Origin of the sequence: Bacillus litorisediminis (assembly GCF_022808645.1) — a bacterium.
GTDB lineage: Bacteria > Bacillota > Bacilli > Bacillales > JC228 > Bacillus_BF > Bacillus_BF litorisediminis.
Genome location: NZ_JAKZKT010000012.1, coordinates 39,920 through 66,106, shown reverse-complemented (window position 1 = coordinate 66,106; position 26,187 = coordinate 39,920). Strand labels below are relative to the sequence as shown.

Genomic DNA, 26,187 nt, shown 5'->3' with positions numbered 1-26,187 from the left:
TTCCTTATTTATTCACATACCATAAGCATATTTCCATCAGGATCTTTAAAAACGAAAAAGTGACCGTGCTGGATATCGGTAACGAGTTCCACTCCTGACTAGCATAATATTCCAACACCGCAGATTTAATTTCAACAAATATAAAACATAAAAGCAACACACCAAAATGCGTTGCTTCAATTTTACTAATCTATTCAAAATCTTTCTTTCAATTTCTTACAAACCTCATCGCCAAACTCTTCAGTTGTTGCCTTGCCGCCTAAATCTGGAGTAACAGCCACGCCCTCAGCTAACACATCCTCTAAAGCTGCCATAATGGCAGCCGCCAGTTTATTTTCGCCAAGGTGTTCCAACATCATGCTCGCGCACCAGATTGCAGCTGTTGGATTGGCAATTCCTTTGCCGGCAATATCAGGCGCTGAACCATGAACAGGCTCGAACATCGATGGGAATTTCTTCTCTGGGTTGATGTTGGCAGACGGCGCTATCCCCATACCGCCAACAATTGCAGCCCCAAGGTCTGTCAGAATATCACCAAACAGATTAGAAGCTACAACCACGTCAAACGTATCAGGTTTCGAGACAAAAAAGGCACTTAACGCATCAATATGAACAATATCTGTCGTTACATCGGGATACTCCCTGTTTATTTTTCGAACATATTCGTCCCAGAATGGCATCGTATGGTTGATTCCGTTAGACTTCGTGGCCGCTGTCAGGCGTTTTCGCTTTCCTTGACGATTGGCTAGTTCAAAGGCATAACGGAGCACTCTTTCCACTCCGTATTTCGTAAAGACACTGTTTTGAATCGCCATGTCCATATTCGTTCCTTCATACATCCGCCCGCCCATACTAGAGTATTCACCTTCATTGTTTTCCCGAATCACAACAAAATCTAAATCCTCTGGTCCTCTGTTGGAAAGCGGGGATTGGATACCGCGAAGCAGTTTCACTGGTCGAATATTAATATATTGCTGAAACTGGCGTCTTATTGGAAGCAGTAAGCCCCACAGAGATATATGATCAGGCACCCCTGGATATCCAACAGCTCCTAAGTAAATCGAATCGAAATTTTTTAAAATCTCGAGACCATCCTCCGGCATCATCGTGCCATGTTTTAAGTAGTATTCACAGCTCCAGTTAAACTTTTGGTATTGGATCGAGATGCCTCCGTCCAATTCACAAATCGTATCGATTACTTTTTTTCCTTCGCGAATAACATCTACACCAATTCCATCTCCCGGAATTAATGCAATCGAATAGTTTCTCATGGTTTTAGCTCTCCTCATTGGTCTAATACTTCTGGATTCCCGATAAAATCGGGTTTTTCACCAGCCAAGGCTTTTAAGACATTCTTTGCCACGGTTGTGGCCATCTTATAATTGCTTTCAACCGTTGTACCTCCAACATGGGGGGTAACAATGACATTTGGCAGTGAAAGCAGCGGCCAATTTTTCGGTGGAGGTTCTGGGTCGAAGACATCTAAAGCTGCGCCGGCAATCTTATTATTCTTCAGGACTTCATATAAATCATCATGGTTAATAATGGCGCCTCTTGCCGTATTAATCAGGTAGGCAGTTGGTTTCATCATTTGAAAATGATGGTTATCAATGATTCCTTTTGTTTCAGGGGTAAGTGGAATGTGCAGGCTGATGAAATCAGATGTCTGAAATAGTTCATCTAAATTTGTGGTAACGGTTAGCCCCAATTCATTTGCAAGTTGATGTTTGGTTTCATTGTATCTCCTTACCCATACTATGACGTCCATTTCAAACCCAAGTTTTAATCGTTTCGCTACTTCCTTTGCTATACTGCCAAATCCTACAATCCCTGCCCGTTTTCCTTTTAACTCATAGGAAGGACATAACATCCTGATCCCATAGTTTCCCTGGCTCATTTCAGAATGGAACGGGATAAGAGATTTACTAAGTGCCATTATTAAAAGGATGGCATGCTCCGCTGTAGAAACATCGTTTACAGCAGGAGCATGCAGCACCATAATTCCTTTTTCCGTGGCATATTTTACATCAATATTATCTAATCCGACCCCTGCCCCTGATATGACTTTTAAGTTTGGGGCAGCATCAATTATTTCTCTCGTTACCCTTGCAGGAGCACGTAAGACAATTCCATCGGCATCACTTACCAGGTCTTTTAGAATTTGTACATCTAATTCATCTGTGCGGACAACGTCGGCTCCTTCAGAGAGTATTTTTTCGCCAGCCTGGTGGTACATGGAGAGGATCTGCAGAACTTTTGGCTTCTTCATGTAGAGACTCCTTTCTCTTAAACTCTCAAGTTTTCAACGATTGCAGAGAGTCCTTGCCCCCCGCCAATGCAGAGAGTGACCAAGCCGTATCGCTTTCCGCTCCGTTCCATTTCGTGCATGATCTTGGTCATTAAAATCGCCCCAGTCCCGCCGATTGGGTGTCCGAGTGCAATTGCACCTCCGTTTACATTGACGCGTTCAACATCTAAATTTAATTCCTTCATGACAGCAAGTGTCTGGGCAGAAAAAGCTTCATTCAGCTCGACTAGTTCAATATCTTCCATCGAAAGTCCAGCTTGTTTTAATGCCTTCAGTGTCGCGGGGACGGGGCCAATCCCCATTATTTCTGGCGAAACCCCGGCAGATCCTTGTGCAACCAAGCGAAGACGCGGTTTCAACCCTCTTTTTTGTGCTACTTCCTCTGCCATCACAAGCACCGCAGCAGCTCCATCGTTCCGCCCGCTCGAATTCCCGGCAGTTACTGAACCGCCTTCTTTAAATACAGGCTTTAATTGACCAAGTTTTTCTATGGAACTTAGCCTTGGATGTTCATCCTGATCAAAAACGATTGTTTCCTTTTTTCTTTTCAATTCCAAAGGGACAATTTCCTGCTTAAAAGTGCCATTAGATATGGCTCTTGCGGCACGTTCTTGGCTTAATTGCGCAAATTCGTCTTGATCGGTACGGCTAATTTGATACTTTTCAGCTAAATTCTCAGCTGTTAATCCCATTGTTAAATTTCCGTAAACCTCAATCGGCTGTGCCCGCGGTTGACTTTCTGTGTTCGGATCCAAAATTTCACCATTGCCAGCTCCAAATCCGTATCTAGCTTTCCGCAGGTAATATGGAGCTGTACTCATACTCTCGGCCCCGCCTGCAAGCACAATATCACTCAATCCGCACATGATTTCTTGTGCTGCATTTAAGATAGCCTGAAGACCAGAAGCACATTGGCGATGAACGGTATAACCCGGAATTTCAACTGGCAATCCTGCTCTTAAGGCAGCAAGCCGGGCCAGGTTTGGATGATCGGAGCTTTGCTTGGCATGCCCCCAAACGACCTGATCTATTTCTTTACCATCGATTCCTGTCCGCTTGAGTACTTCTCTCATAACGGCTTCTGAGAGAATATCGACCTCTACATCTTTTAATGTACCTCCCATTTTCCCGATCGCGGTCCGTACTCCATCCACAATCACTACATTTCTCACCTTGGTCACCTCACTTTATTAAGATTGATAATCCCGCTTTAATTCACTGGCAATTATATTCTTTTGGATTTGGCTCGTACCTTCGTAAATTTTGGTGATTCGCGCATCCCGATAGAAGCGTTCAATCGGATAGTCCTTCATATAGCCGATTCCTCCGTGAATTTGAACGGCCAGGTCAGCGATCCGGTTATACACCTCAGATCCATAAAGCTTAGCAATGGCAGCTTCTTTAACCACTCTCATCTTTTGATCACTCATCCAAGCAACCCGATAGGTGATGGAACGAAGCACTTCAATTTCTGCTGCCATATCGGCCAGCATATGCTGCACAGCTTGCTGTTCAAAAATTGGTTTACCAAACTGTTCACGCTTCATGGCAAAGTCGAGACTCATTTCAAGTAACTTTTCGCAAGAACCCAGGTTTCTCGCTGCTAAGCCAGCCCGGCCATTCGCCAGTATTTTAAGGGCATTCACATATCCTTTACCTTCCTCGCCAAGAACATTTTCTGCCGGCACTTCTAAATCCTCAAAAAACAATTCCGCCGAATGGGACCCGCGCAGCCCCATTTTTCTTTCAACTGTACCAAGCTTGAAGCCTGGAAAGTCCTTTTCGACAATAAAAGAGGTAATCCCTTTTGCGCCTTTTTCAGGATCCGTAACCGCCATCACAGTAAAAACGTTTCCAACCACAGCATTTGTTATATAGTGCTTCGAACCATTGATAATATATCGGTCACCTTTTTTGACAGCCCTTGTTTTAAGATTGGCAGCGTTGGAACCAGCGCTTGGTTCTGTCAATGCAAATGCGCCAATCCACTCTCCGCTTGCCATCTTCGGCAGATATTTTCGCTTTTGTTCCTCCGTTCCAAGCTCGACAATCCCTACTGTTCCAATGCCGGTATGTGCACCTATTAAAGTAGTGAAGCCGTTATGGGTTTTCCCAAGTTCTTCATAAATCGCACATTTCCCGACCATATCGAGTCCGAGTCCGCCGTATTCCTCAGGAATCCCTAAGCCAAATAAGCCAAGATCTTTAGACATATTAACAATCCGTTCTGGAATTTCATCGTTTTCTTCTATTTCCATCGCGACTTTTTCTACTTCTTCTTGAACAAAATCGCGAACCGTTTTTCGAAGCCATTCTATTTCTTCAGAAAATCGAAAATCCATTGTTTCTCTACTCCCTTTCTTCAAATCCTTTATACTTCCATCAGTTTGAGATGATTCGCAACGGTAAAGCTGGCCTCAGTTGTAGCCGTTATTTCATCTAACGTCGTATCCTCTGCTATTTCTTCGAGTACAAGCATTCCATTTTGAACGGAAAATACGCCTTTTTCCGTGACAATTAATTCAGCTGAACGAATCCCGCTAATGGGATAGGTTAATTCTTTTACTAGTTTAGGAGAGCCGTCTTTTGTATTGTGGGTGATAGCAACAATGATTTTTTTGGCACCAGGCACTAAATCCATTGCACCGCCAACACCAAGGATATCTTCTCCCGGAACCGCCCAGTTTGCAATCTCTCCTTTTTCGCTTACCTGTAAGGCTCCAAGGACAGCTACATCAATATGCCCGCCGCGAATCATGACAAAAGAATCCGCACTGGAAAAAATCGAAGCCCCTAAATCAAGAGTAACGGGCTGCTTGCTCGCACTAATACAATCCATGTCAATCTCATCTTCCGGCGGTGTCGGTCCCATTCCAAGCATTCCGTTTTCGGATTGTAAATACACTCCCTGATCAGGCTCGAGAAAATCAGGAATCAAAGTAGGAATTCCAACTCCAAGATTAACTACCATTCCGCTCTTCAGTTCCTTTGCAATCCGTCTTGCAATGCGCTCTCTTGCATCATTCTGCCTTTTCAACATATACACCTTCTTTTTTCACATATCTGCTTTTCACAAGGACATCTACATAATTGTGCGGGGTTACAATCCGTTCTGGATCTAACTCCCCAACTGGCACGATTTCATCTACCTCAGCAATGACTAGATCTGCTGCAGTTGCCATCATCGGGTTAAAATTACGTGCTGATTTTGAATAAATCAGGTTTCCAAGCTCATCTGCCTTCCATGCTTTTATTAAGGCAACTCTTCCTCTGATTGCCTCTATTAAAATATGACGTTCCCCATTAAATACTTTCTCTTCTTTTCCGGCAGCTAACTGTGTTCCGACCCCTGTTTTTATATAAAAACCTGCAATTCCTGCACCTCCGGCTCGAATCGCTTCTGCCAGCGTGCCTTGGGGAATCAGTTCGATTTCTAATTCTCCATTTTTCCAGGCTTTAACAGCATCCCGGTTCGACGTAAAGTAGGATCCAATTGCCTTTTTTAAATGGCCAGACTGCAGCAGCTTGCCTAATCCCTTTCCGGCTTCCCCTAAATTGTTGCTAATGACTGTGAGATTCATAGCTTTAGTTTGTCTTGCTATACAATCAATTAAAGTAAATGGGGTGCCGCATAACCCAAAGCCGCCAACTAATATCGTGTCACTGTCTTCAAGCAAATGAATTGCTTCTTCTGGTGTTTTCTCTTTTTTTGATCGGACCATCTCTCCCACTCCTTTTATTCATTCTATTGCAGGATATTTATGCAAAATGTTCGTATCTAACCCTTTTCAACAAAAGTGTCCCCAAATGAGGACACTTCACCAAAAATCCATTTTTAATTACTAGCAGGTAATTGTCTTTTGAACGTACGTTCCCCTGTCAGATGCTGATGAACCTTTCTGCTAACCGTTAATCCAGTTTCGATCGCACCGTCAATAAAGCTGGCCCAGCCTTTTGCATAGGTTGAACCTGCCAAAAACACCGCATTCTCTGGTTTATGCCATTCTTCAAAGTATTGCGTTAGCTGATTGGGCTTCAGCATTGGCCAAGTTTCACGCGAGAATTCGTCATTAACCCAATCGTGTCCGGTGCTTTCAATAACTTCAATATCTGGTATCCAATAACGAAGGGCTTTTTCGACACCTTCTCGGTTATTCGGATTTAACCATTCTACATTAGGACCGAACCCAACGATAATACTGTCTCCGTCCACATATCGGTCTAAATGGACAGAATTTAACGGGTACTGACCTGGTGCAAGAGCATCAAATGGCTCTAGCTTACCCTTTACCCTTGCCCATACTTTTACTCCTTTTGAGGTTTGCCCTTCCCTTGAAGCAGCTTGTTTTTCCAAAGAAAGAGCAGGTTCAAAGGTAATATCTTGTAGGACAGTAAGCGGAACTGTAACGATGATCGCTTTAGAATGATATTCCGCACCATTATGATCTGTCACTGTCACTGAATTTTGATCATGAACGACTCTTTTCACAACAGTTGAAAGTTTAATATCTGCATCTGCATCAGCTGCAATCGCTTCAATCAAAGCTTTAGTACCATCTTTTAATCGATATGTCGAAATCATTGCGCTATGTGTATTCCAATTTCCTTGTGAAAACACCCACCAGCGGAAAATTTGTGTAGCTGCTCCTTCTGCCGGTGAGCCGCAAAAGTCTGAGGCGACCCAGCCGTGTAAAATGTCAAACTCCTCTTGAGTTAAGCCAAAATCCTTCATAAATTGTTCAGCAGTGATGCTATCCATCTCTCGGATTTTTTCTGATGAAAGAGGCTCATATGGTAAAGGCAAATAGTCATTACTGACGCTCATCATCCGGTCAACCGTTTTCTTTAACATCTTTTTATATTCATCAATTGGAGCGCTCTTTGCGACCCCGTTTGCAATCCAGTACACTCTTTCTGCTTTTGGAGCGGTAACTAATTCTAAGCCGTAACGTGTAATTTCTGTCCATACATGGGGCTGGTACCAATGAACGTAGGTACCCCCCATTTCAAGGTTCGAATTTAAGCGATGATCAACCCAGGTACGGCCGCCAAGGCGATCGCGGGCTTCTAAAACGAGTACTTTATGACCAAGAAGACGAAGTTCACGTGCAGCCGTTAATCCTGAAAATCCGCCGCCGACTATGATAACATCGTATTCATTTTCTTTTCGTCTTTTCAAAAGACCCCCTCCTTTTTTTGAGAATTGATTGGTGAAAAATGGTAAACATTAATTGTCTTTTTCTGAAACTAGATTGACATTCGAATTTGAGTTAATCGGAAGCTCAACATTTCTTCTGGTGAACCAAAGATAATAATACAAGTAGCAGGCTGCTACGAATCCAAATCCCCAATAAAGGGATGTTCTTTGGGTTGGATCAAACGCAGTAAAGACAAAAATAAACAGACACATTACGATACAAAGAATCGGAACAAACGGGAAAAGCCTAACTCTAAACTTTAGATCCTCCACCTTGCCGCCATCTCTTATATATTGCCTGCGAAAACGATATTGTGCGTAAGCAATGGCCATCCAAGTCAGTGTTCCGCCGATTCCACTTACGGCAAGAAGAACCACAAACAGCGTATCAGCCGCAACAATGCTTGTAAGGAGTGATAATAAAGCAAAAGCCAATGTAACTAATAATGCATAAGCGGGAACACCGCGTTTGTTTAATTTTTTAAATAAGGATGGAGCCATACCACTTTCAGACAATGAATACATAATCCGGGTACAAGCATATAGACCTGTATTACCAACTGATAGGATAGCTGTTAAGATAACAAAATTCATAATATCCGCAGCATAAGGAATACCGACCATATCAAATACGGTGACAAATGGACTTTCGAGAACTCCTGCCTCTGTCCAAGGAACAATCGCTGATAATACAAAAATGGCCAGAACATAAAACAAAAGAACTCGTACTACAATATTTCGAATTGCCTTTGGAATATTTTTTTGCGGTTCTTCAGTTTCACCAGCAGCAACTCCCATTATTTCGGATCCCTGAAATGCGTAAATTACGGTCATCATTGAAATGAAGACCCCAGTCATGCCTGCAGGAAATAATCCATCCCCGATAAAATTGGAAAGGTATGGCGCTGGCTGTGACTCCATATTTAATAATCCAAAGATGGCAGCTAAACCAATGACGATGAAAAGAATCACGGCTAGTACCTTTATTCCCGCAAACCAATATTCGGTTTCAGCAAAGCTCCTCGTTGTTAAGGAGTTAATCGTGAACAAAAGCACGATAAATATCGCACACCATATCCATACTGGGACATCAGGAAACCACCTTTCCATGAGAAGCCCTGCCGCAACAAACTCAAGACCAACATACATTGCCCAGCTTAACCAATAGACCCAACCAAGGACGAAACCTGTTGCGGGACCAATAAATTTAGCTGCATGAGCCTGAAAAGATCCCGAAACTGGCATAATCACAGACAACTCCCCTAAACAAACCATTGCCAAATACATAAGAAGTCCGCCAACAAGATAAGCTAAAATCGCACCGAGTGGTCCTGCTTCACCGATCGCATAACCAGAACCTAAAAAAAGTCCGGTTCCAATCACACCGCCTAAGGAAAGCATAAATAAGTGCCTGCTCTTCATGGACCGCTGCAATTGTGTTTGATTACCCTGACTATTACTCATAACTTTTCACCCATCTTCCTAGATCATGATTTTTAAACCAACAGGAAGCTTTTACAAAGGTGATAAAAATTAAAGCTGTACTGCTTTGTTTTAAATAGATGGAGAGTCTACAGGAAGCTTGGGAAAAATAGATGCAAGATCTTTTTGGATGCGTAATTGAAAATGATGAACGCAATTTTCTGTAAGAGAAAATCTTCCTTGTGTATACGCTCCTGATTCAATCCCCTTTTGAACCACCTCACAAATTTCTAAATCCTCTTTTCGTACTAATTCATCAATTGCCATTAACTCTTCCTCTTCTTTGGTTAACTGATCAGTCATGAAGAATGTGGTATATACATATTTGGTTGTATGGTAGTCAATCGGGATAGATTGATGAATCGATAAATTAGCAGGTCCTGGATCGAACGAAAACCATGTATTTGGATATAACCAGTAGTATCTTCCTCCTTGGCCTAAACTAAAGTCTCCACTAACCCCTTTTAAAGGGGTGCCCTGATAGGATTAGTTTTCATAAATTTTCATTTCGTATTGTTTCATATCAAGTTTGGAAACCAATGATTTGTGAACGATTGAACAGTGGTCGCATTCCAAATAATTATCAATTCCTACCTTCCAATTAGACCTGCATATCGTTTCCTTTACACGAACTCTTTTGAAATTTTCCAAATTATATTTCCTCACGTGTTCGAAAAGGTTAGGAAATAAAGTCCTCATAGATTGGGCATTTTCATCCAAATTAACAAAGATAAACGACTCGAAAATTTCCAGCTTTACCTTCTTTAAACAAAAATCATCGGGATTAAAATTTTCTGCTCCGTTCATATTCGGTGCGCGATGAAGAGAACCATCCAACCGATAAGTCCAAGCATGATAAGGACAAGTAAGGATCGACTTATTTCCCTCACCTTCAACGAGCTTGGCAGCCCGGTGACTGCATACATTATAGAAAGCGCGAATTTCTCCATCGTGACCATACATAACAATAATCGGCCGGTCAACGACATCAGCAGTTAAGTAGTCACCTGGCTTTTTAAACTGACTTGTATGTCCGACATACTGCCATGTCTTAGCAAATATTTCTCTTTTTTCAACTTCTAACACCTCTGGATCCCGATAAAGACATGCTGGTAACGTATACGCTTCACTTAAGATTTCGCTGACTCTAATTTCTGGTTGTGACATTTACATAACCTCCTTTTTGTTAAATTGGAGAAACTATTGGTCCTGCAACAACAAGATAACGGTAAATTTATAATATTCTAAAAACTATATGTGCAAATTGACTAAAAACTGTTAATATTGGTAGTGATTCTTACATCCTTTAATTACGTGTGGCAACTGTCTTACCGATCTAAATAGAAAGGAAGGTTGTAATGAAGATTCTTGAACATATCGCTCAGGACATTGCTGAAAAGACTAGTGAAGTATTACAATTTGCAATCAGTATTACCGACAATGAAGGCTACATCATTGGTTCTACGGATAAAAGCAGAATCGGTTTATTTCACAAACCATCCTTAGATGTAATCAAAAATGATAGAATGGTAGATTGCAAAAACGAGGTGGAACAAAAAATTCTTCCTGGTATTTCAGTCCCTTTAAAATTCAATAATAATGTAATTGGTGTGCTTGGGATTGTCGGTGAACCCCGTGAAGTCGAAAAATATGTCCAGCTTGTGAAAAATCATGTTGAGATGATGTGTCAGGAAGCTTTTCGTAAAGAAATGACTGACCTCAAGGAAAAAATGATTGAAGTATTTGTTCATCAAATGATCCATTATAAAGAAAATGATGATGTCGACCATATTGAACAATATGCAAAAATGCTTGAATATGAGTTAGAAACAAATAAAGTTTGTATACTGGTAGACATCCATTCACTTTCACAAAACATTTCTTCTGACAATCCAAATCAGGAGCCGTTAACCAGCAGCTTCCCTCTCCAGCATTTTCAAAGAGAGGTCTTGGATTTTCTTCATTTACTCTTTCACGAATCAAAAAACGATATTATTTCTTCTTTAAATATAGAAAGGTTTATTATAATTAAATCACTATCAACGGAACATGCCTTTACCCTTTTAAAAGAAAACTTGAGTGAAAAGCTGGAAAGGCTAAATACTTTTTTAGAAACGAAATATAATGTTTCCGCATCTATGGCTGTCGGTGATATCAATTCAGGGATCAAAGGTGTGGCTGAATCCTACAGTAATGCAAAAAAAGCGTTGGCGATTTTCTCTAAATCTGAACAGAAGAATACAGTCTATTTTTATAATGAATTAGAAACCTTATTTAGATTGCTGCCTAATGAACTATCCAATGAGTATAAAAACAAATTATTAAAGCTCGTCAAACCGTTGATTAAACAAGACAATTATGAGGTCCTTGCTCATACGTTTACAGCCTTTTGCAAATACAATATGAATATGAGTGTAGCTTCGAGACATTTGTTTATCCATCGCAATACCCTAATTTACCGGCTTGAGAAAATTAATGAATTAACTACATTGGATACCAGTAATTTTGAACATTGTATGCTGCTCTATACGGCCATTCAGTGCTATGAAGAATCTAAAAAGTGATGAATTGGTGTGAGGGGGGCAGATCCCCTCACTTTTATTTATTATCAATCTGTGCTCTTTGCAGCGTTCCGCTGTAATCAACATAGACTGATTTCCATTCAGTAAAGACGTCAAGCGCGGCTACGCCTGAATCGCGATGGCCATTTCCGGTTCCTTTTGTTCCTCCAAATGGGAGATGGATTTCAGCACCAGTTGTGCCTGCATTTACATAGACGATTCCTGTGTCTAAATCTCGCATTGCCCGGAAGACACGATTCACATCACGGGAGAAAATCGAGCTCGATAGACCAAACTCTACGCCGTTATTTACTTCGATAGCTTCCTCTAAGCTATTAACTGGGATGATGGAAGTGACAGGTCCAAATATTTCTTCTTGGGCAATCGTCATAGAAGGCTTCACGTCAGTAAAGAGGGTTGGCGCATAGTAATGACCTTTCGCCAATTCTCCATGAGATAAAATTTCACCTCCGCAAAGAAGCTTGGCTCCTTCTTTCAAACCAATTTTTACGTATTCGTCTATTTTTTCGAGGGCAGACCGATTAATCACAGGTCCCACATCAACAGACTCATCTAATCCATTTCCGACTTTTAATTTTGCAATTCTTTCTAACAGCTTTTGTTCCAATTCTTCTTTTACGGCTTGATGAACGATAATCCGGCTGCAAGCAGTACATCTTTGACCAGCAGTTCCAAATGCACTCCATACAATGCCGTCAACTGCCAAATCAAGATCAGCATCTTCCATAACCGTTACTGCATTTTTTCCTCCCATTTCGAGTGAAGTACGTTTGAGCAGCCCGCCAGCCCGTTCATTAATTTTGCGCCCTACCTCATTGGAGCCTGTAAAAGAAACAATGTCAACGTCCGGGTGATCTACAATGGCATTCCCGACTACCCCGCCGCTTCCAAACACAAGATTGATCAGTCCTTTTGGCAGTCCAGCTTCTTCATAAATTTTGACAAATTCAGCTGCCATAAAAGGGGTTTCTGATGCAGGCTTCCAGACTACCGCATTTCCAGCCACTAAAGCAGGGAGGGATTTCCATGAAGCAATAGCAATCGGGAAGTTCCAAGGTGTGATGAGTCCTGCAACACCAACCGGTACCCGCACACTCATCGCAAACTTATTCCTCAGCTCTGAAGGAACGGTATCACCGAAAAGTCGCCTGCCCTCTCCAGCCATGTAGTAAGCCATATCAATTGCTTCTTGCACTTCACCGCGGCCTTCCGCAATGACTTTCCCCATTTCGGTAGTTAATATTTGAGCTAAATATTCCTTTCTTTCTTTTAATAATCTGCCTACCTCAAAAAGAATTTCGGCTCTTTCCGGGGCAGGAACAAGACGCCAAGACTTTTGTGCTGCCTTCGCTGCTGCGACAGCAAGATTGACATCTTCTTTGGTAGATTGAGGAACTTCACCAAGTACTTCACCGTTGGCAGGATTGATGTTAACAGTAAATTTTCCGGAAACCGATGGCACCCATTCCCCATTAATATAGTTCAAATATTTTTTCGGATAGCCCTGATTTTGGACAAAGGTACCTGTTTGTGTACCTGTTTGATTACTCATCTTTCATTCTCCTCTCCCTTTATTTAGATAAAGAAATATTATTTTTCATTCTTTCAATGGCTTCATATAACCGTTCATTTGGCAGGGAAAGGGAAATTCGAAAATACCCCTCTCCTGATGGCCCAAAAGCATTTCCCGGAGTAATAATGACCCCGCTCTGATCTAACACTTTTTGAGCAAATTCATTAGATGAGTAGCCTTTTGGTGTCTTAGCCCAGATAAAAAATGATCCTTTCGGCTGCTCTGCAAAAATACCAATCGCCTTTAACCCATCGATCATCGCCTTCATCCGTTCCCAGTAGATGTCATTATGTTTTTGGACGCAGCTTTGATCACCATTTAAAGCGTAGGCTGCTGCTAATTGAATGGGGGTGAATTGTCCGGTATCTGTGTTGTTTTTATAAACAGACAGAGATTGAATGACTTCTTTATTTCCGACTGCATAGCCAATTCGGTAGCCTGTCATGCTATAAGTTTTCGATAGGGAACCGAACTCAACTGCAATCTCCTTGGCCCCTTCCACTTGTAAAATACTTGGAGCCTGGTACCCTTGAAACGTGACCATGTTATAGGCAGAATCATGCGCAATGACAATCTGGTGGGACTTAGCAAAGCTCACCGCCTCTTTAAAAAACGTTAAATCAACAGTTGCAGCTGTCGGATTGCCAGGATAATTTAAAAACATGAGCTTTGAGGCTGTTAATACCTCTTCTGGAATATCAGCAAAGACAGGCTTGAAATGATTCTCCTCTTTCAAAGGCATATAATAGACAGTACCTTCAGCTAAATAAGTCGCCATTCGATATGGAGGATATCCGGGGTCTGGAATCAATACGGTGTCTCCCGGATCAATCAGTGTTGGTACAATGTGTGCTAATCCTTCTTTGGAACCAATTAAGGCCAATACCTCCGTTTCCGGATCTAACTCCACATTAAATTGCCGCTTATAAAAGTTTGCTACAGCCTTGCGAAATTCGATGTGTCCTACAAAACTTGGATACTTTGAATTTTCCGGTTTGCGCACTTCTTCAACCAGCTTATCGACAATATGGTCAGGAGTTGGTAAGTCCGGATCCCCAATTCCTAAATCAATGACATCAATCCCAGCTTTCGTCATTTCTGCTTTTTTCCTGGCGAACTCGGCAAACATATAGGGCGGAATCTTCCCCATTTTTTTCGCTTGAAATGGCAATAACCCTCATCCTTCCCCAAAATCATTCCTTACTATCACTTTATAATTTTCGGAAAATTAAAACTATGTGAATTTTAAACAAATATCATGCACTTATAGGCGGAAAATTCAGTTATTTTCTACAATAAGACTTTAGTAAATAATAATGTGGAGGATCAAATGATAATGTGATATAGTAATCTCTGAAAAATGAAGAAGAAATTCTGCACGCTGTGCGGGAGAGGTTCTAGCTTAACCCTCTATAAAAAACTAATGACTGAGGCTGACTTTTAAGGAGTCTGACTCTCGCCAATTAGTTCTGGAGGCGGGGTTTAGACTCCTTTTTTGTTTGTCTCATAGGGTTCTAGCCTCATCTCTTTCTTCAAACAGATGAAAGGTGATGAAAAAAATGGAAAATGAAAAAGCAGTTGTTGTGTTTAGCGGCGGTCAGGACAGTACAACTTGTCTTTATTGGGCGATTAAACATTTTAAGGAAGTTGAAGCTGTTACTTTTAATTACAATCAGCGGCACAGGCTTGAAATTGAAGTAGCTGAAAGTATCGCCCGTGAACTTATGATCAAACATACGATTTTGGATATGTCATTACTGAATCAATTGGCTCCCAATGCCTTAACTCGGGATAATATTCAAATTGAACAAAAAGATGGAGAACTTCCGACAACATTTGTTGACGGAAGAAACCTTCTCTTTTTATCTTTTGCGGCGATTTTAGCGAAACAGTCAGGGGCGCGCCACATTATTACGGGTGTATGTGAAACAGATTTTAGCGGGTATCCTGATTGTCGTGATGTTTTTATTAAATCATTGAATGTCACGCTTAATTTAGCGATGGACTATCAGTTTGTTATCCATACTCCATTAATGTGGTTAAATAAAGCAGAAACTTGGAAATTAGCGGATCAACTAGGTGTTTTGGATTATATACGGAATAAAACTTTGACCTGTTACAACGGGATCATTGCAGATGGCTGCGGTACCTGTCCCGCCTGCCTTCTACGCAAAAAAGGATTAGATGAGTATCTTTCTATGAAAGAAGGGATTAAGGCATGATTCAACAAATCTACCCTTCAGTAGCCCATCATTACACTTATGAATTAAATAAAGACATGCAAATTGCTGCCGCTCATTTTATTCCCCACGATGACGCGGGTGTTTGCAAAAGAATCCACGGACATACGTATTTTATCAATATTACATTGGCTGGAGATCAGCTTGATGAAACAGGCTTTTTAGTGAATTTTAAGCAATTAAAAAAATGGATTCATGATCGGTTTGACCACTCTCTATTAAATAATGATACAGAGCTATTTAATAATCAGCATGCAGATGATTTCCCTACATCCGAGGTGATGGCGAGAAAAATTTATGAACTGGTTCAGGCACATCTCGATACATTACCTAATAAACCAAAATGTATACAAGTCTTTCTCCGTGAGACGCCAACTAGCTATGTAATCTATCGGCCAAAGGCTGGTGATCGGTAATGGCGAAGAAATTTCCAGTCCTTGAAATATTCGGGCCAACAATTCAAGGGGAAGGCTCGGTGATCGGCCTTCAAACCATGTTTGTCCGGACAGCCGGTTGTGACTATTCATGCAGCTGGTGTGACTCCGCATTTACTTGGGATGGTTCTGCCAAAGACGAAATTCGAATGTTGACAGCGGAAGATATCTTTACAGAGCTGCAGAAGCTTGGCGGGGGTCGCTTTAGCCATGTCACGATTTCTGGCGGCAATCCGGCACTTTTATCTGCTTTGGATGAACTTATTGATTTATTGCATAAACATGACATTAAGGTTGGTTTAGAAACACAAGGAAGCAGATGGCAGGATTGGTTTTATAAGATTGATGACCTTACGATTTCGCCAAAGCCCCCTAGTTCGGGAATGAACACAGATTTTGAAATATTAGACTCCATCATTGAGAGACTTTTAGAAGCAAGGCGCCAAGGACATTTTAGTTTGAAAATTGTTGTATTTGACAATCAGGATTTTAATTATGCAAAGGACATCTATGGTCGCTATCCTGATGTTCCCTTCTATCTTCAGGTCGGAAATGATCAATACAAGACTCAGGAATCAACTGGACTGCTTCAGCATTTGTTAAATAGGTACGAATGGTTAATTGAAAAAGTCACGGGTTCTGATGAAATGAATCAGGCACGCGTATTGCCGCAATTACACACACTTGTTTGGGGAAACAAACGCGGGGTTTAATGAAGTCAAATATAGGATAGAATTAGGCTTGTAGCATATAAGGTGTTACAAGCCTTTTTGGTTTATGTGTATAACATCAGCGATGGAACGGAGAACTGTTCCGTTATTTGTGGAAATATCTAAGTTTTGTCAGAGTGAGCGGACATACGTTCCGTTATTCAGGGATAATCGGGGCATTTTCATAACTAAATTCATAAATAAAGGAACCCACGTCCTTAAACTTTTAGATATGCTCCATTTTTATGCAAATAACAGTTCGTATGTTTTAGCGCATCATCAAAACAAGGATGTCATGGAAATTATGAATTCTATGTCCGATTCGAAATCATTCTTTCAGTACCATTTATAAATTTCAGCTTGACAAATAGGAACATTTGTTCCTAAGATATAATTATCTTAACAAATAGGAGTGGCAATGATGAAAAACCCAGCAACCCCGTATTTAATGTTTAATGGTCAAGCAAAAGAAGCACTAGAATTTTATAAAGAAGTTTTCGAAGGCGAAGTAATTGAAAGCCAAACTTATGGTGAGGCTGACTATCCAACCCCTCCAGAAGCTGATGAGCTTTTAATCCATGCTAAGTTTCAAAAAGGTGAGTTTTTGCTAATGATCTCAGATGCTTTTCCAGGACAAAGTATTGAAATCGGTACTAACATTTCATTAGTGGTTGAGCTTGAAAGTGAACAAGAAATCCAAGCGACATACGATGCATTAAAAGAAAAAGGATCCGTTTTAATGGAGCTTCAAGATACGTTTTGGGGCGCCAAATATGCGAAGGTAAAAGATCCATATGGAATTATTTGGGATTTAAATTATACGAAAGCTTAAAAACTAAAAAAGCTTGTATCGTGCAGGATTATTTCGATACAGGCTTTTTTAATTACTGCTCTTTTTTAGCAGAACGTGACTGTCTTATTTTTAAAATGGATGAAAGCAGCATAAATAAACCAGCTAAAAATAAAATGATTTTACCTTCATTTGTCCACCTTGTCACTTCATAAACCGAATAAGCTTCGATTAACAGGGCAGGGATTTTTCCGATCACCGTGGACAGAAAAAATATAAAAAATGAGACTTTACCTAATGCTGCGGTTAGTGTAATAAGTCCGGAAGGGATAAAAGGCAGCAATCTTAATGACAGTATAAGTAAAAAAGCTTCTTTTCCTTCCACAAAAAGAACATTTTGGACGCGAGGATAGTTGTTGAGCTTTCTGTTCACCAATGCTCTCCCGCTCATACGGTAAAGCCAAAAGGAAAACATGGCACCAAATGATTCCCCGACAAACGATATCAGAGTCCCTTCCCAAAAACCAAAAAATAAAATATTAGCAGCAGTAAGGAAAACACTCGGAACTACCGCAAGCGTGCTAATCACGATATTAATCACTATACTAAGGAAAAATGCCAGCTGTTGATGCTGTTCAAAAAGAGATAAGATGATATCAGCCAACCTGTTTACTCCTTATCCATCGTTTACGTTTATTATAATAAGAAAGCATGAAAAAAAGAATGGAAACAATCCATTCCTTTTATACTATGATTCTGCTTTTTTCTCACCATTTTTATTATTAATGACTAACATCACGACAACCGTAATAAATGTCGTGAAAATCGGTAAATACTTGATGTTAATCTCCTGATCAAACCAAAGATAGCCAATAACATCAATCAATTCAGACAAAACAATCCCTGTAATGTAGCCACCTGCTAAGGCTAAAATTACATAAGTACCAAGCTTCATCCTGCTTTCAACTCCTTTTTGTTTTCTTCTCGTTTCATAAATGTTAAGGATTTTTTTGAGAGTTGAATCGAACTCCAAAACAAGACCATCGCAATAATAGGGTGTGCTGCTGCAGCCCATGGCCAAATAGAAGTAGCGTTCGCAGTAAAATACATAAGAAATATAAGCCCTAATACACCCGCACTTTGTGCAATCGCCCATCGTGGCATCGAGCCAATAAAAGACAAAATCAGCATAAAAACCGGTATCAATTCGAACAAATGAACAAAAATTCGATGATTAATCCAATTTTCCGGATTCGCAAAAATCGCAAGCCCCGCTATAAAGATTTGAATCACAATACCAACGACCAATAAAATGGATAAACAAGAAAAAATAATACCAGAAATACTTTCCTTATTGTTCACTTTCTTTACCACATACCATCCCTCCTATATTGCTTGTACTACTTTTTACTCCCTAAAAAATCTTGACGTCAACTATTTCCATTCTATCGCTTCCAGCCTTTGGTTAAATTAGCCTCTGGTTGTGTTTATAAATAAGTCTTGGGGCTTAATTACACACTAAAAAAAAGATAGTCTTTCTAAATCGAAAGACTATCCTTCTTTTATCCATTATTTATATCTATTTCAAGCATAACCGGACAATGGTCACTTCCCATTACATGACTATGAATTTGCGCATCCTTAATATATGGAGCTAAGCGCTTCGAGGTAATAAAATAGTCAATCCGCCAGCCAATATTCCGATCACGGACTTTGTTCATGTAAGACCACCAGGTGTATGAATCAGATTGCTCCGGATACAGATGCCTGAACGAATCAATAAAGCCTGACTCCAGCAGCTTCGTCATTTTTTCACGTTCCTCATCTGTAAAACCAGAGTTGCCAACATTGGACCTTGCGTTTTTAAGGTCAATTTCTTGGTGAGCTACATTTAAGTCGCCACAGTAGATAACTGGCTTAAGCTTGTCCAATTCTATCAAATAATCACGCAGTTTATCTTCCCAAACCAATCGGTCTGCAAGTCTAGTTAAATCTCTTTTTGAGTTAGGGGTGTACACATTTACCAAATAAAAATCCTTATATTCCAATGTTATAATTCTACCCTCATTCTCTTCTTCGGCATCCCCAACACCATAGCTAACAGATAAAGGTTCATGCTTCGTAAAAACTGCAGTTCCGGAATATCCCTTTCGCTTCGCATAATTCCAGTATTGATAATATCCGTCTAATTCTAATTGAATCTGCCCATCCTGCAATTTCGATTCTTGAATACAAAAAATATCCGCATCGATTTCTTTAAAATAATCAAGAAAGCCTTTCCCGACACAGGCTCTTAATCCATTTACATTCCATGAAATTAGTTTCATAACTGGCCTCTCCTTGTTGATTTGAATATTAATCTATTAATCTATGTTTTGCTAGTTAAATTAGGATTTGTTGCGGATTAAGTTCTCCTTTTATCGGATAATCCAGCCCAGTTTTATAAGAGCTCAGCTATTAATTTCTAAATTTAGGTCATTTCATAGGTGGCTAGCATATTTTAATCGAACTTAGCACTGTTTAAAAGAACTCAATCCCGTATTACCGAACTTACCACGGGTTTAACCGAACACAGACATTATTTTACCAAACTTAGCCACATTTAACCGAACTGATGTACACATTAAACGAACTCAGTTCAATTTAACCGTAGTCGGAATCAGTTTAAGCGAACTCAGTCAGTAGTAACCGAACTCAACCACATTAATCAAATTAAACCCGGTCTATCTACTCATCCTTTTCCTTATACATCCTAAGTATATCATTAAGCTCTCGATAAATCGCCACTACATCATCAAACCTCATCCGAACTAAACCACTTGACGAAGGTGCTACAAAATCAATTGTTCCGGGAACAACCGATTGCTCCTGCCTTCCCCACTGCACTGATTTCTTACCGCTATACTCCTGATAAACGCCTTTCCCAACAAAACAAACGATATTTGGAGCGTAGTCTTCTATTTTCTTTCTCAGCTCTTCTCTCCCCTGCTGATATTCTTCTTTCGTAATCTCATCAGCAGCTTTTGTTGGTCTTCCGACAATATTGGTGAATCCATAGCCGTATTCTAGCAGCTTTAAATCCTCTTCAGGACTATATTTCCTTGGCGTCAGTCCTGCCTCAAACAAAATCTTCCAAAAACGGTTATTGGGATTGGCATAATGGTGTCCGGTTTCACCTGAACGAATACTGGGATTAAAACCGACAAAAAGGATATCCAAATTTTTTTGAATCCGATCTGGAATTGGTTTCATACTCTTGCCTCCCTCCTACACTTGACATATCTGCTCCAAATGATGAACTAATATCTTTTCAGCCAGGTCTCTATTGACCCGCTTCGGATTGAGCATGGCATGTAAGGCAAGTCCATCAATTACCGCATATAATCTTTCCGTTTCGAGTTCTAAATCAATGTCTGTTTTTAACAAATTATATTGCTGTAAATATTGCATAAGCTGCTGGATCCCTAAGAAAACACCGTCCTGATTTGCATCGAATTGCTCTTTGTGCCTGGTATAGGCAATAAAGGTAAACCAAACCTCCGCTTCTGCCATTGATTCCTTATCGGTAGGCACGAGTTCAAGCAACATCTTTAATGCTTTTTCTTTTAATGGAAGCTGCTGAGTGGCGATTTTCATAATCCGCGCTGTCACTTTATCTTTTACTAAGTTCATGGAATAGGAAAGCAGTTCCTCTTGTGTTGAAAAATAGTGACGCAGCGAACCGAGTGAAATCCCGGCTTCTTTTGCGATATTCCTTACGGTTACCCTTTCCATTCCTTGCTCTACAATTACACGCCACGTTGCTTCCGCTATATGTTTTTTCTTTTTTTCATGATCTACTAGTTTTGGCATACTTTCATTCTATCCAATAAAAATGGGCATTGCAATTTTATAATACAGTTGTATTAATAAAACGAAAATGATAAACTGTTTTTTGTAATACAGTTGTATTAAAAAGAGGTGCTAATATGAATTATATCGGTTGGCTGATTGTAGCGTGTGAAATTTCGTTCTGGATTGTTATTGGCCTCGGGCTAGTAACAAGATATATTTTGAAGCGAAAAAAAATAGGACTTTTTCTTCTTGCCTTAACACCGCTCATTGATCTCGTTTTACTTATTGCAACGAGTATAGATTTAATGAATGGAGCAACAGCTACCTGGGTTCATGGACTCGCAGCTGTTTATATCGCGGTATCGCTTGTGTTTGGAAAAAGTATGATTCAGTGGGCAGACTCTCGTTTTCTATACTATGTTTTAAAACAGGGAACAAAGCCCGAAAAATTATACGGACTTCCATATGCCAGACATTACTTTAAGGGCTGGCTAAAACACTTATTGGCTTATTTAATCGGCTCGGGTTTATTAGTTCTTGTTATCTATCTGATTGATGATACATCCCGTACCGCTGCATTAAGCGGAATTATTTTAAAATGGTCGGTTGTTCTCGGAATTGATTTATTGATCTCGATTACCTACTTTGTTGCGCCTCGGAAGGCTCGGGCATAAATCTACTAATCTTCTAAAATAAGAAAGAATGGGCTCAAGGTACTCCTTGTTTTAGCCCTTTTTTTCATTTTGAAGTTTTGCTAATACTTTTTTTAATATTTCAGTTAAATCAACGCTGGTTAATTCAGCGTGATATTGACGGAGCTGCTTTTGTAATTGCTCTTTTTGCTGTTCTGACTGAAGCACCTCTAAAATTTGAATTTCGACTTGACCCTTTTTTTCCCAATCCTTCAATTGATAGGCAAGCCCTTTTTTCATCAGAAACTGGAAATTAACTTCTTCTTGACCTGGTAAGGCATGATACACAAAAATGGGGATTTTTTTTAGTAAACATTCACTGATCGTCACACCCCCTGGTTTTGTTATGATTGCATCTGCCTCATCATATAAAGAACTGATTTCCTTTTTAGAAGAAATGTAAGGGAACGCTTTAATCAACGGGTCATGCAACTGTTCCAAAAATTGATATAATTTCTCATTTTTGCCACATAATACAGAATACTGAATTTGACCAGACGGCTTAAGATTTTGAATCAAAGTTTTAATAGCTCCGGCACCAAGGTTTCCGCCTGAAATTAATACTGAATACATAGGTCTATTTTTGATCTTCAATGTATGTTTCATGATATGGGGGTGAACAGGTATACCTGTCACATGAATTTGTTCTGGATTCACCCCTTTCCTAATTAGTTCCTCGTTTATTTCTTTACTGGGTACAAAATGATAATCGATCGCTTCTGTCCCCCATATTTCATTCATGAAATAGTCTGTGTACACATTAATAACAGGAATAGTATGTGACTTTTTTAATTTCATTTCATTCAAAAGGAAAGAAGGTAATGCGTGTGTGCAAATAATCAGATCAGGCTTTTTTTCTTCTATTAGTTTTGTCATGCGCCATAAAAACAAGAGCTTAAATAATCTGTATGCTTTTTTCTGATCTGGCCTTGTTTTAATAGCCGAGCGATTATATAACCAGCTATAAAAATCAGGGAAAGTATGAATCCATTTCAAATATGCAGAAGAGACAAGTTTTTCTGCAGCACCATAGGTATAGGATAAAATGTCCACTTTTTCACATTCGAATTCCTCTTCCAGTCCCTTTAAATATTCCATAATTCCATCAGCTACATGATGATGCCCTGATGAAATCTGTAAAAATGGCATAAATAATACTCGTCGCATACTTCACACCAGCCCATTATTTTATCGACTATAGTGTGTGTATTTGAGCACAAATCATTCTTTCACCTCTAATTTCCATCGATAATTTTAACGAATCGGAGACAAAATACTTTTAAATAAGTTTAGTTTACAATTGTGATCAAGGAGACTACTTATGAGATTGAGACTATATTTTATATCGTTATGGAGTATTATCGATCCGATTTATTATTATCTCACGAGATTAAGATATCTTGATTCACCAGCCGGTTCACCTCCAATCTTTCGGGTGAGGTTAACCAAGTACAAAGGCAGAAATGTTGTACTGTCGGATGGGACACAAATTCAACGAAATGACATTTTAGTGAAGATTCATTTGCATAATGTACGCTTACTTAAGGAATTATCTGGTATTAATAATGATGTAAAAAAATCATTATTGATCTACCAGCAGGTAAAAGAATCAATGCCATACCTTACCCGCTATATCGAAAGACATCAAAGAAATAGTGAAATAAAAGGAATTATCGGCATTACCTTCATTAATAAAGGGATTAAACGATTAGGATTTGAACAGGTTGATATTATAAATCCTTTTTATAAATGGTATAAACTCATCACCCTTTATCCAATTCATTTCCTTTCAAGCTCCCAATCCTTTTTAAAAGGAAATAAGAAACCATGTCCAAGCTATTTGTTTATGTCAAAAGACGGACTTTTCAATAAATACGGTAACCCCAATTAAATTGGAAACCACACCATATATTACAGGTAACAATCCCCTTCCAAACCTTTTATAATGAGGTGAGGGAGGGGATACTATGTTTGGTTGGATTTTAACCATTTCTTTGGTTGGATTACTGACTGTTGTCTTTTATAAAGGCTATAAAAATACAAAAAATATAGCCGTTAACTATATTTCAATTGATTCTTCAAAAAAATCTTCTAGCTCTCGCCCGTTCCGGATTCTACACTTGTCTGACCTTCATCTCGAAAATATATCGATTACACCAAAAGAACTTTATGAAACTTTAAAAGATGAACCAATTGATTTAATCGCAATTACTGGTGACTTTTTAGACCGAAAAAGAACGATTCCTAAATTAAAGCCATACTTGCAAGTATTGAATCAATTGGCACCTCAATACGGAACATACGCGGTGTTTGGAAATCACGATTATGTGTTAAGAAATAAGAATTTCCAAGAGCTTAAGAAGGTACTTGAGGAAAACAATTGCAAAACAATGCAAAATGAAAACGATACAATCATGATTGATGGAAGCAAGCTTCATATTATCGGGATTGATGACTATAGTACAAAACGCAGTCAAATCGAAAAATCCTATGAAAATATCGAAAACGGATATAATCTTGTGTTAACCCATGATCCTAACGTTGTTCTTGGGATGAAGGATTATCACTATGATTACCTGCTTTCTGGCCATTTTCATGGCGGTCAGATTCATTGGCCTAAACCATATCATCTAGTGAAAATGGGGAAACTCGTAAGAATGAATATGGTCAAAGGCTTGCATCAGCATGACGGCAAAATTTTTTATATCAGCGAAGGACTTGGCCAAACTGCTTTAAATATTCGTTTGGGCAGCCGTCCAGAAATTACGATTCACAACATTATGCTTCCTATTGAAGCTGATGAAAGTGCAGGAGAAGCGGTATAAAAAAACAGGAGTTGCCCATGATTGGGCCTAACTCCGATACATATCTTTTACGCCAGCATCGATAAGACCCAATCCTTAATATCTTTGATACGGTTATATTTAGGCAATGTGTTTGTTCCGCTGACAATCATGGCGACCAGTGAATCCTGCTTATGCAATCCCCCATGACTGGCTCCGCCAATATGTGTAGGAGATCCTTCCCCGATAAATTCATACCCTGGTTTTGCACTCACAACCAGATAGTCTCCTTCATGTGAGAAAAAGCTTGTATATAGCCGCTGCAATGCATCTGGATAGTCCCCATACATGATTTGATTTCCTTCAATAGATAGATTTAAAATCTCATTTTCCCCTTCAACTGACCATGCCTGGCCGTATGGATCAATTAAATTTCCATCAGGCTTAAAGTGGAGTTCTCCTTTATGAATGCCAGAACATACATGGATTTTGTCATTTTCCCTCCAGGCAATCACATCAATTCTTGAATCCTGCTGGAGAATTTCAGCTATTTCTTTAAATGTAATATGGTTTGGATGGAGTGTATAAATAAATGACATTCTTTCATTCACACCTAACACAATCTGATCCTCTGAGGTAATAGTTGCTTTTAGCTTCGGGATTTTATAGGAGCTCAACAGACTTCTAAGGTCGATTAAGGCTTTGTTTTTTTCTTTGTCTACCCACGCCTGGCCATTATCTCCAATGATGATCCAAACATAGTCTTCAATTGCATTCTCCCAAGAAGGAAAAGTATTTAGTAAAGTTTGAAGCTGTTGGTCTGTTTTTTCTATAGCTGTAACATCCATCGGTCCATTTTTGTGAAAGCTTTTGTCTGAATCAGAAAAGTACACCAATGAATAAGCAGGAAGTTTCTTTTTTTCAATTAAATATTTAAGTTCATTGACGGCAAATTGATTATTAAATCCATATTTCTGCCAAATAAAAGCCCGATTGTGAGGGTTCTGTTTCGACATAGACCCATATGATAAATGTGTTGGTGCCATAACGTCATATCTCCTCTTTAATCCCGTTATGAGCGAAAGCAGAAATGGAATTTTTAATTGTGTCGGCTCACTTCCGCGATATATGAGGGTGTTGATTGAAGCGGTTGGCTTACCCTGTTCCTTTAGAATCTCATGGAGGGTCTTTTGTTCTTTCGATAAATGTTCGTTATTCAGACGATAAAATATATCGACAACGGACCGTTTAGTCCCAAGTCTATAAAGCTCTCGTACATGACTCCCATAATTTACGATCCGATTTTCATTTTTGTGATACCAGACTAATCCCGGAACCTTATGCTGATCGCTATAAACTCCCATCAACAGGGTACTGTCTACATTCACAGACATCGTTGGAAACGGACTCACCATATCAGGAATGTACTGGCCATTTTCTGCAAAAAATTGAAATGCTTTAGCCTTCCCATTTTTTAAAGCTTCCTGTAAGGGCGGATTCATCAAAGTATCAATGAGAAGCATGATGACTGGTTTATTTTGATTGCTGCCAGATGTCATGAG

Annotated in this window: 27 protein-coding genes and 2 pseudogenes; 8 read left to right on the top strand and 21 right to left on the bottom strand. The window is 39.7% G+C overall.

Annotation, left to right across the window (positions count from 1 at the left end; genetic code table 11):
• Positions 1 to 8 precede the first annotated feature (8 nt).
• The 11 genes and pseudogenes from MLE14_RS22720 to MLE14_RS08410 form a co-directional block, all read right to left on the bottom strand.
• Positions 9 to 95 (bottom strand): annotated as a pseudogene (locus MLE14_RS22720) (VOC family protein); the annotation flags it as partial.
• Between the two features lie 99 nt (positions 96 to 194).
• Positions 195 to 1,271 carry a tartrate dehydrogenase gene (locus MLE14_RS08455; RefSeq protein WP_243297923.1) on the bottom strand — a complete coding sequence of 359 codons (1,077 nt, stop codon included), beginning with the start codon at positions 1,269 to 1,271 and terminating at the stop codon, positions 195 to 197.
• A gap of 14 nt (positions 1,272 to 1,285) precedes the next feature.
• The gene (locus MLE14_RS08450; protein ID WP_243297922.1) at positions 1,286 to 2,269 is read right to left on the bottom strand and encodes a hydroxyacid dehydrogenase; all 984 of its coding nucleotides are present in this window, start codon (positions 2,267 to 2,269) and stop codon (positions 1,286 to 1,288) included.
• Positions 2,270 to 2,286: 17 nt separating this feature from the next.
• Positions 2,287 to 3,480: a thiolase family protein gene (locus tag MLE14_RS08445; protein WP_243297921.1), complete on the bottom strand. Its 1,194-nt coding sequence runs from the start codon at positions 3,478 to 3,480 to the stop codon at positions 2,287 to 2,289.
• Between the two features lie 18 nt (positions 3,481 to 3,498).
• The gene (locus tag MLE14_RS08440; RefSeq protein ID WP_243297920.1) at positions 3,499 to 4,650 is read right to left on the bottom strand and encodes an acyl-CoA dehydrogenase family protein; all 1,152 of its coding nucleotides are present in this window, start codon (positions 4,648 to 4,650) and stop codon (positions 3,499 to 3,501) included.
• Between the two features lie 29 nt (positions 4,651 to 4,679).
• Complete coding sequence (locus tag MLE14_RS08435) at positions 4,680 to 5,345, bottom strand: 3-oxoacid CoA-transferase subunit B (RefSeq protein ID WP_279326796.1); 666 nt, start codon at positions 5,343 to 5,345, stop codon at positions 4,680 to 4,682.
• The gene (locus MLE14_RS08430) at positions 5,329 to 6,030 is read right to left on the bottom strand and encodes a CoA transferase subunit A (protein ID WP_243297919.1); all 702 of its coding nucleotides are present in this window, start codon (positions 6,028 to 6,030) and stop codon (positions 5,329 to 5,331) included. Before MLE14_RS08430 ends, MLE14_RS08435 begins: the two co-directional genes overlap by 17 nt.
• A 113-nt stretch (positions 6,031 to 6,143) precedes the next feature.
• Positions 6,144 to 7,487: a flavin monoamine oxidase family protein gene (locus MLE14_RS08425; protein WP_243297918.1), complete on the bottom strand. Its 1,344-nt coding sequence runs from the start codon at positions 7,485 to 7,487 to the stop codon at positions 6,144 to 6,146.
• A gap of 48 nt (positions 7,488 to 7,535) precedes the next feature.
• Positions 7,536 to 8,969, bottom strand: coding sequence for an amino acid permease (locus MLE14_RS08420; protein WP_243297917.1), 1,434 nt, complete (start codon positions 8,967 to 8,969; stop codon positions 7,536 to 7,538).
• A 90-nt stretch (positions 8,970 to 9,059) separates the two neighbouring features.
• Positions 9,060 to 9,407: pseudogene (locus MLE14_RS08415) on the bottom strand (SRPBCC family protein); the annotation flags it as partial.
• A gap of 66 nt (positions 9,408 to 9,473) precedes the next feature.
• Positions 9,474 to 10,154, bottom strand: a complete 681-nt coding sequence (locus tag MLE14_RS08410; protein ID WP_243297916.1) for an aromatic ring-hydroxylating oxygenase subunit alpha — start codon at positions 10,152 to 10,154, stop codon at positions 9,474 to 9,476.
• A 191-nt stretch (positions 10,155 to 10,345) separates the two neighbouring features.
• Between MLE14_RS08410 and MLE14_RS08405 the strand changes: the two genes are divergently transcribed.
• Positions 10,346 to 11,551: a CdaR family transcriptional regulator gene (locus MLE14_RS08405; protein WP_243297915.1), complete on the top strand. Its 1,206-nt coding sequence runs from the start codon at positions 10,346 to 10,348 to the stop codon at positions 11,549 to 11,551.
• Positions 11,552 to 11,585: 34 nt separating this feature from the next.
• Here the strand turns inward: MLE14_RS08405 and MLE14_RS08400 are convergent, their stop codons facing one another.
• Together MLE14_RS08400 and MLE14_RS08395 are read right to left on the bottom strand one after the other, a co-directional pair.
• Positions 11,586 to 13,121, bottom strand: a complete 1,536-nt coding sequence (locus tag MLE14_RS08400; protein WP_243297914.1) for an aldehyde dehydrogenase family protein — start codon at positions 13,119 to 13,121, stop codon at positions 11,586 to 11,588.
• Positions 13,122 to 13,140: 19 nt separating this feature from the next.
• Complete coding sequence (locus tag MLE14_RS08395) at positions 13,141 to 14,313, bottom strand: LL-diaminopimelate aminotransferase (RefSeq protein WP_243297913.1); 1,173 nt, start codon at positions 14,311 to 14,313, stop codon at positions 13,141 to 13,143.
• A 388-nt stretch (positions 14,314 to 14,701) separates the two neighbouring features.
• Between MLE14_RS08395 and queC the strand changes: the two genes are divergently transcribed.
• The 4 genes from queC (at position 14,702) to MLE14_RS08375 (ending at position 17,358) form a co-directional block, all read left to right on the top strand.
• Positions 14,702 to 15,364, top strand: coding sequence for a 7-cyano-7-deazaguanine synthase QueC (gene queC / locus MLE14_RS08390; protein WP_243297912.1), 663 nt, complete (start codon positions 14,702 to 14,704; stop codon positions 15,362 to 15,364).
• On the top strand, positions 15,361 to 15,798 hold the full coding sequence (gene queD, locus MLE14_RS08385; protein WP_243297911.1) for a 6-carboxytetrahydropterin synthase QueD: 438 nt from the start codon (positions 15,361 to 15,363) through the stop codon (positions 15,796 to 15,798). The genes queC and queD overlap by 4 nt, the downstream gene beginning before the upstream one ends.
• Entirely contained in the window at positions 15,798 to 16,529 is a 732-nt protein-coding gene (gene queE / locus MLE14_RS08380; protein ID WP_243297910.1) for a 7-carboxy-7-deazaguanine synthase QueE, read from the top strand. The genes queD and queE overlap by 1 nt, the downstream gene beginning before the upstream one ends.
• Positions 16,530 to 16,947: 418 nt before the next feature.
• Complete coding sequence (locus MLE14_RS08375) at positions 16,948 to 17,358, top strand: VOC family protein (protein ID WP_243297909.1); 411 nt, start codon at positions 16,948 to 16,950, stop codon at positions 17,356 to 17,358.
• A gap of 52 nt (positions 17,359 to 17,410) precedes the next feature.
• Here the strand turns inward: MLE14_RS08375 and MLE14_RS08370 are convergent, their stop codons facing one another.
• The 6 genes from MLE14_RS08370 to MLE14_RS08345 form a co-directional block, all read right to left on the bottom strand.
• Positions 17,411 to 17,980, bottom strand: coding sequence for a TVP38/TMEM64 family protein (locus MLE14_RS08370; RefSeq protein WP_243297908.1), 570 nt, complete (start codon positions 17,978 to 17,980; stop codon positions 17,411 to 17,413).
• Between the two features lie 84 nt (positions 17,981 to 18,064).
• Positions 18,065 to 18,271, bottom strand: coding sequence for a DUF5957 family protein (locus tag MLE14_RS08365; protein WP_243297907.1), 207 nt, complete (start codon positions 18,269 to 18,271; stop codon positions 18,065 to 18,067).
• The gene (locus tag MLE14_RS08360) at positions 18,268 to 18,690 is read right to left on the bottom strand and encodes a DUF6220 domain-containing protein (RefSeq protein ID WP_243297906.1); all 423 of its coding nucleotides are present in this window, start codon (positions 18,688 to 18,690) and stop codon (positions 18,268 to 18,270) included. The genes MLE14_RS08365 and MLE14_RS08360 overlap by 4 nt, the downstream gene beginning before the upstream one ends.
• 188 nt (positions 18,691 to 18,878) lie before the next feature.
• Positions 18,879 to 19,643: an exodeoxyribonuclease III gene (locus tag MLE14_RS08355; protein ID WP_243297905.1), complete on the bottom strand. Its 765-nt coding sequence runs from the start codon at positions 19,641 to 19,643 to the stop codon at positions 18,879 to 18,881.
• A 400-nt stretch (positions 19,644 to 20,043) separates the two neighbouring features.
• Positions 20,044 to 20,568 carry a G/U mismatch-specific DNA glycosylase gene (mug, locus tag MLE14_RS08350; RefSeq protein WP_243297904.1) on the bottom strand — a complete coding sequence of 175 codons (525 nt, stop codon included), beginning with the start codon at positions 20,566 to 20,568 and terminating at the stop codon, positions 20,044 to 20,046.
• A 15-nt stretch (positions 20,569 to 20,583) separates the two neighbouring features.
• A complete protein-coding gene (locus tag MLE14_RS08345) occupies positions 20,584 to 21,168 on the bottom strand; it encodes a TetR/AcrR family transcriptional regulator (RefSeq protein WP_243297903.1) in 585 nt (194 codons plus the stop codon).
• A 116-nt stretch (positions 21,169 to 21,284) separates the two neighbouring features.
• Between MLE14_RS08345 and MLE14_RS08340 the strand changes: the two genes are divergently transcribed.
• Entirely contained in the window at positions 21,285 to 21,824 is a 540-nt protein-coding gene (locus MLE14_RS08340) for a hypothetical protein (protein ID WP_243297902.1), read from the top strand.
• Positions 21,825 to 21,875: 51 nt separating this feature from the next.
• Here the strand turns inward: MLE14_RS08340 and MLE14_RS08335 are convergent, their stop codons facing one another.
• The gene (locus MLE14_RS08335) at positions 21,876 to 22,991 is read right to left on the bottom strand and encodes an MGDG synthase family glycosyltransferase (RefSeq protein WP_243297901.1); all 1,116 of its coding nucleotides are present in this window, start codon (positions 22,989 to 22,991) and stop codon (positions 21,876 to 21,878) included.
• A gap of 172 nt (positions 22,992 to 23,163) precedes the next feature.
• On the opposite strand from MLE14_RS08335, the gene MLE14_RS08330 reads away from it, so the two are divergent.
• Complete coding sequence (locus MLE14_RS08330) at positions 23,164 to 23,733, top strand: YkoP family protein (RefSeq protein WP_313897741.1); 570 nt, start codon at positions 23,164 to 23,166, stop codon at positions 23,731 to 23,733.
• Positions 23,734 to 23,809: 76 nt separating this feature from the next.
• A complete protein-coding gene (locus tag MLE14_RS08325) occupies positions 23,810 to 24,667 on the top strand; it encodes a metallophosphoesterase (protein ID WP_243297900.1) in 858 nt (285 codons plus the stop codon).
• Between the two features lie 47 nt (positions 24,668 to 24,714).
• Here the strand turns inward: MLE14_RS08325 and MLE14_RS08320 are convergent, their stop codons facing one another.
• Positions 24,715 to 26,184, bottom strand: a complete 1,470-nt coding sequence (locus tag MLE14_RS08320) for an alkaline phosphatase family protein (RefSeq protein WP_243297899.1) — start codon at positions 26,182 to 26,184, stop codon at positions 24,715 to 24,717.
• Positions 26,185 to 26,187 lie beyond the last annotated feature (3 nt).

Coding starts and splice junctions, on each gene's coding strand:
- MLE14_RS08455 (WP_243297923.1), bottom strand. CDS start 1,271: ATGAGAAACTATTCGATTGCATTAATTCCGGGAGATGGAATTGGTGTA.
- MLE14_RS08450 (WP_243297922.1), bottom strand. CDS start 2,269: ATGAAGAAGCCAAAAGTTCTGCAGATCCTCTCCATGTACCACCAGGCT.
- MLE14_RS08440 (WP_243297920.1), bottom strand. CDS start 4,650: ATGGATTTTCGATTTTCTGAAGAAATAGAATGGCTTCGAAAAACGGTT.
- MLE14_RS08430 (WP_243297919.1), bottom strand. CDS start 6,030: ATGGTCCGATCAAAAAAAGAGAAAACACCAGAAGAAGCAATTCATTTG.
- MLE14_RS08420 (WP_243297917.1), bottom strand. CDS start 8,969: ATGAGTAATAGTCAGGGTAATCAAACACAATTGCAGCGGTCCATGAAG.
- MLE14_RS08410 (WP_243297916.1), bottom strand. CDS start 10,154: ATGTCACAACCAGAAATTAGAGTCAGCGAAATCTTAAGTGAAGCGTAT.
- MLE14_RS08405 (WP_243297915.1), top strand. CDS start 10,346: ATGAAGATTCTTGAACATATCGCTCAGGACATTGCTGAAAAGACTAGT.
- MLE14_RS08400 (WP_243297914.1), bottom strand. CDS start 13,121: ATGAGTAATCAAACAGGTACACAAACAGGTACCTTTGTCCAAAATCAG.
- queC (WP_243297912.1), top strand. CDS start 14,702: ATGGAAAATGAAAAAGCAGTTGTTGTGTTTAGCGGCGGTCAGGACAGT.
- queD (WP_243297911.1), top strand. CDS start 15,361: ATGATTCAACAAATCTACCCTTCAGTAGCCCATCATTACACTTATGAA.
- queE (WP_243297910.1), top strand. CDS start 15,798: ATGGCGAAGAAATTTCCAGTCCTTGAAATATTCGGGCCAACAATTCAA.
- MLE14_RS08375 (WP_243297909.1), top strand. CDS start 16,948: ATGAAAAACCCAGCAACCCCGTATTTAATGTTTAATGGTCAAGCAAAA.
- MLE14_RS08365 (WP_243297907.1), bottom strand. CDS start 18,271: ATGAAGCTTGGTACTTATGTAATTTTAGCCTTAGCAGGTGGCTACATT.
- MLE14_RS08355 (WP_243297905.1), bottom strand. CDS start 19,643: ATGAAACTAATTTCATGGAATGTAAATGGATTAAGAGCCTGTGTCGGG.
- mug (WP_243297904.1), bottom strand. CDS start 20,568: ATGAAACCAATTCCAGATCGGATTCAAAAAAATTTGGATATCCTTTTT.
- MLE14_RS08345 (WP_243297903.1), bottom strand. CDS start 21,168: ATGCCAAAACTAGTAGATCATGAAAAAAAGAAAAAACATATAGCGGAA.
- MLE14_RS08340 (WP_243297902.1), top strand. CDS start 21,285: ATGAATTATATCGGTTGGCTGATTGTAGCGTGTGAAATTTCGTTCTGG.
- MLE14_RS08335 (WP_243297901.1), bottom strand. CDS start 22,991: ATGCCATTTTTACAGATTTCATCAGGGCATCATCATGTAGCTGATGGA.
- MLE14_RS08330 (WP_313897741.1), top strand. CDS start 23,164: ATGAGATTGAGACTATATTTTATATCGTTATGGAGTATTATCGATCCG.
- MLE14_RS08325 (WP_243297900.1), top strand. CDS start 23,810: ATGTTTGGTTGGATTTTAACCATTTCTTTGGTTGGATTACTGACTGTT.
- MLE14_RS08320 (WP_243297899.1), bottom strand. CDS start 26,184: ATGACATCTGGCAGCAATCAAAATAAACCAGTCATCATGCTTCTCATT.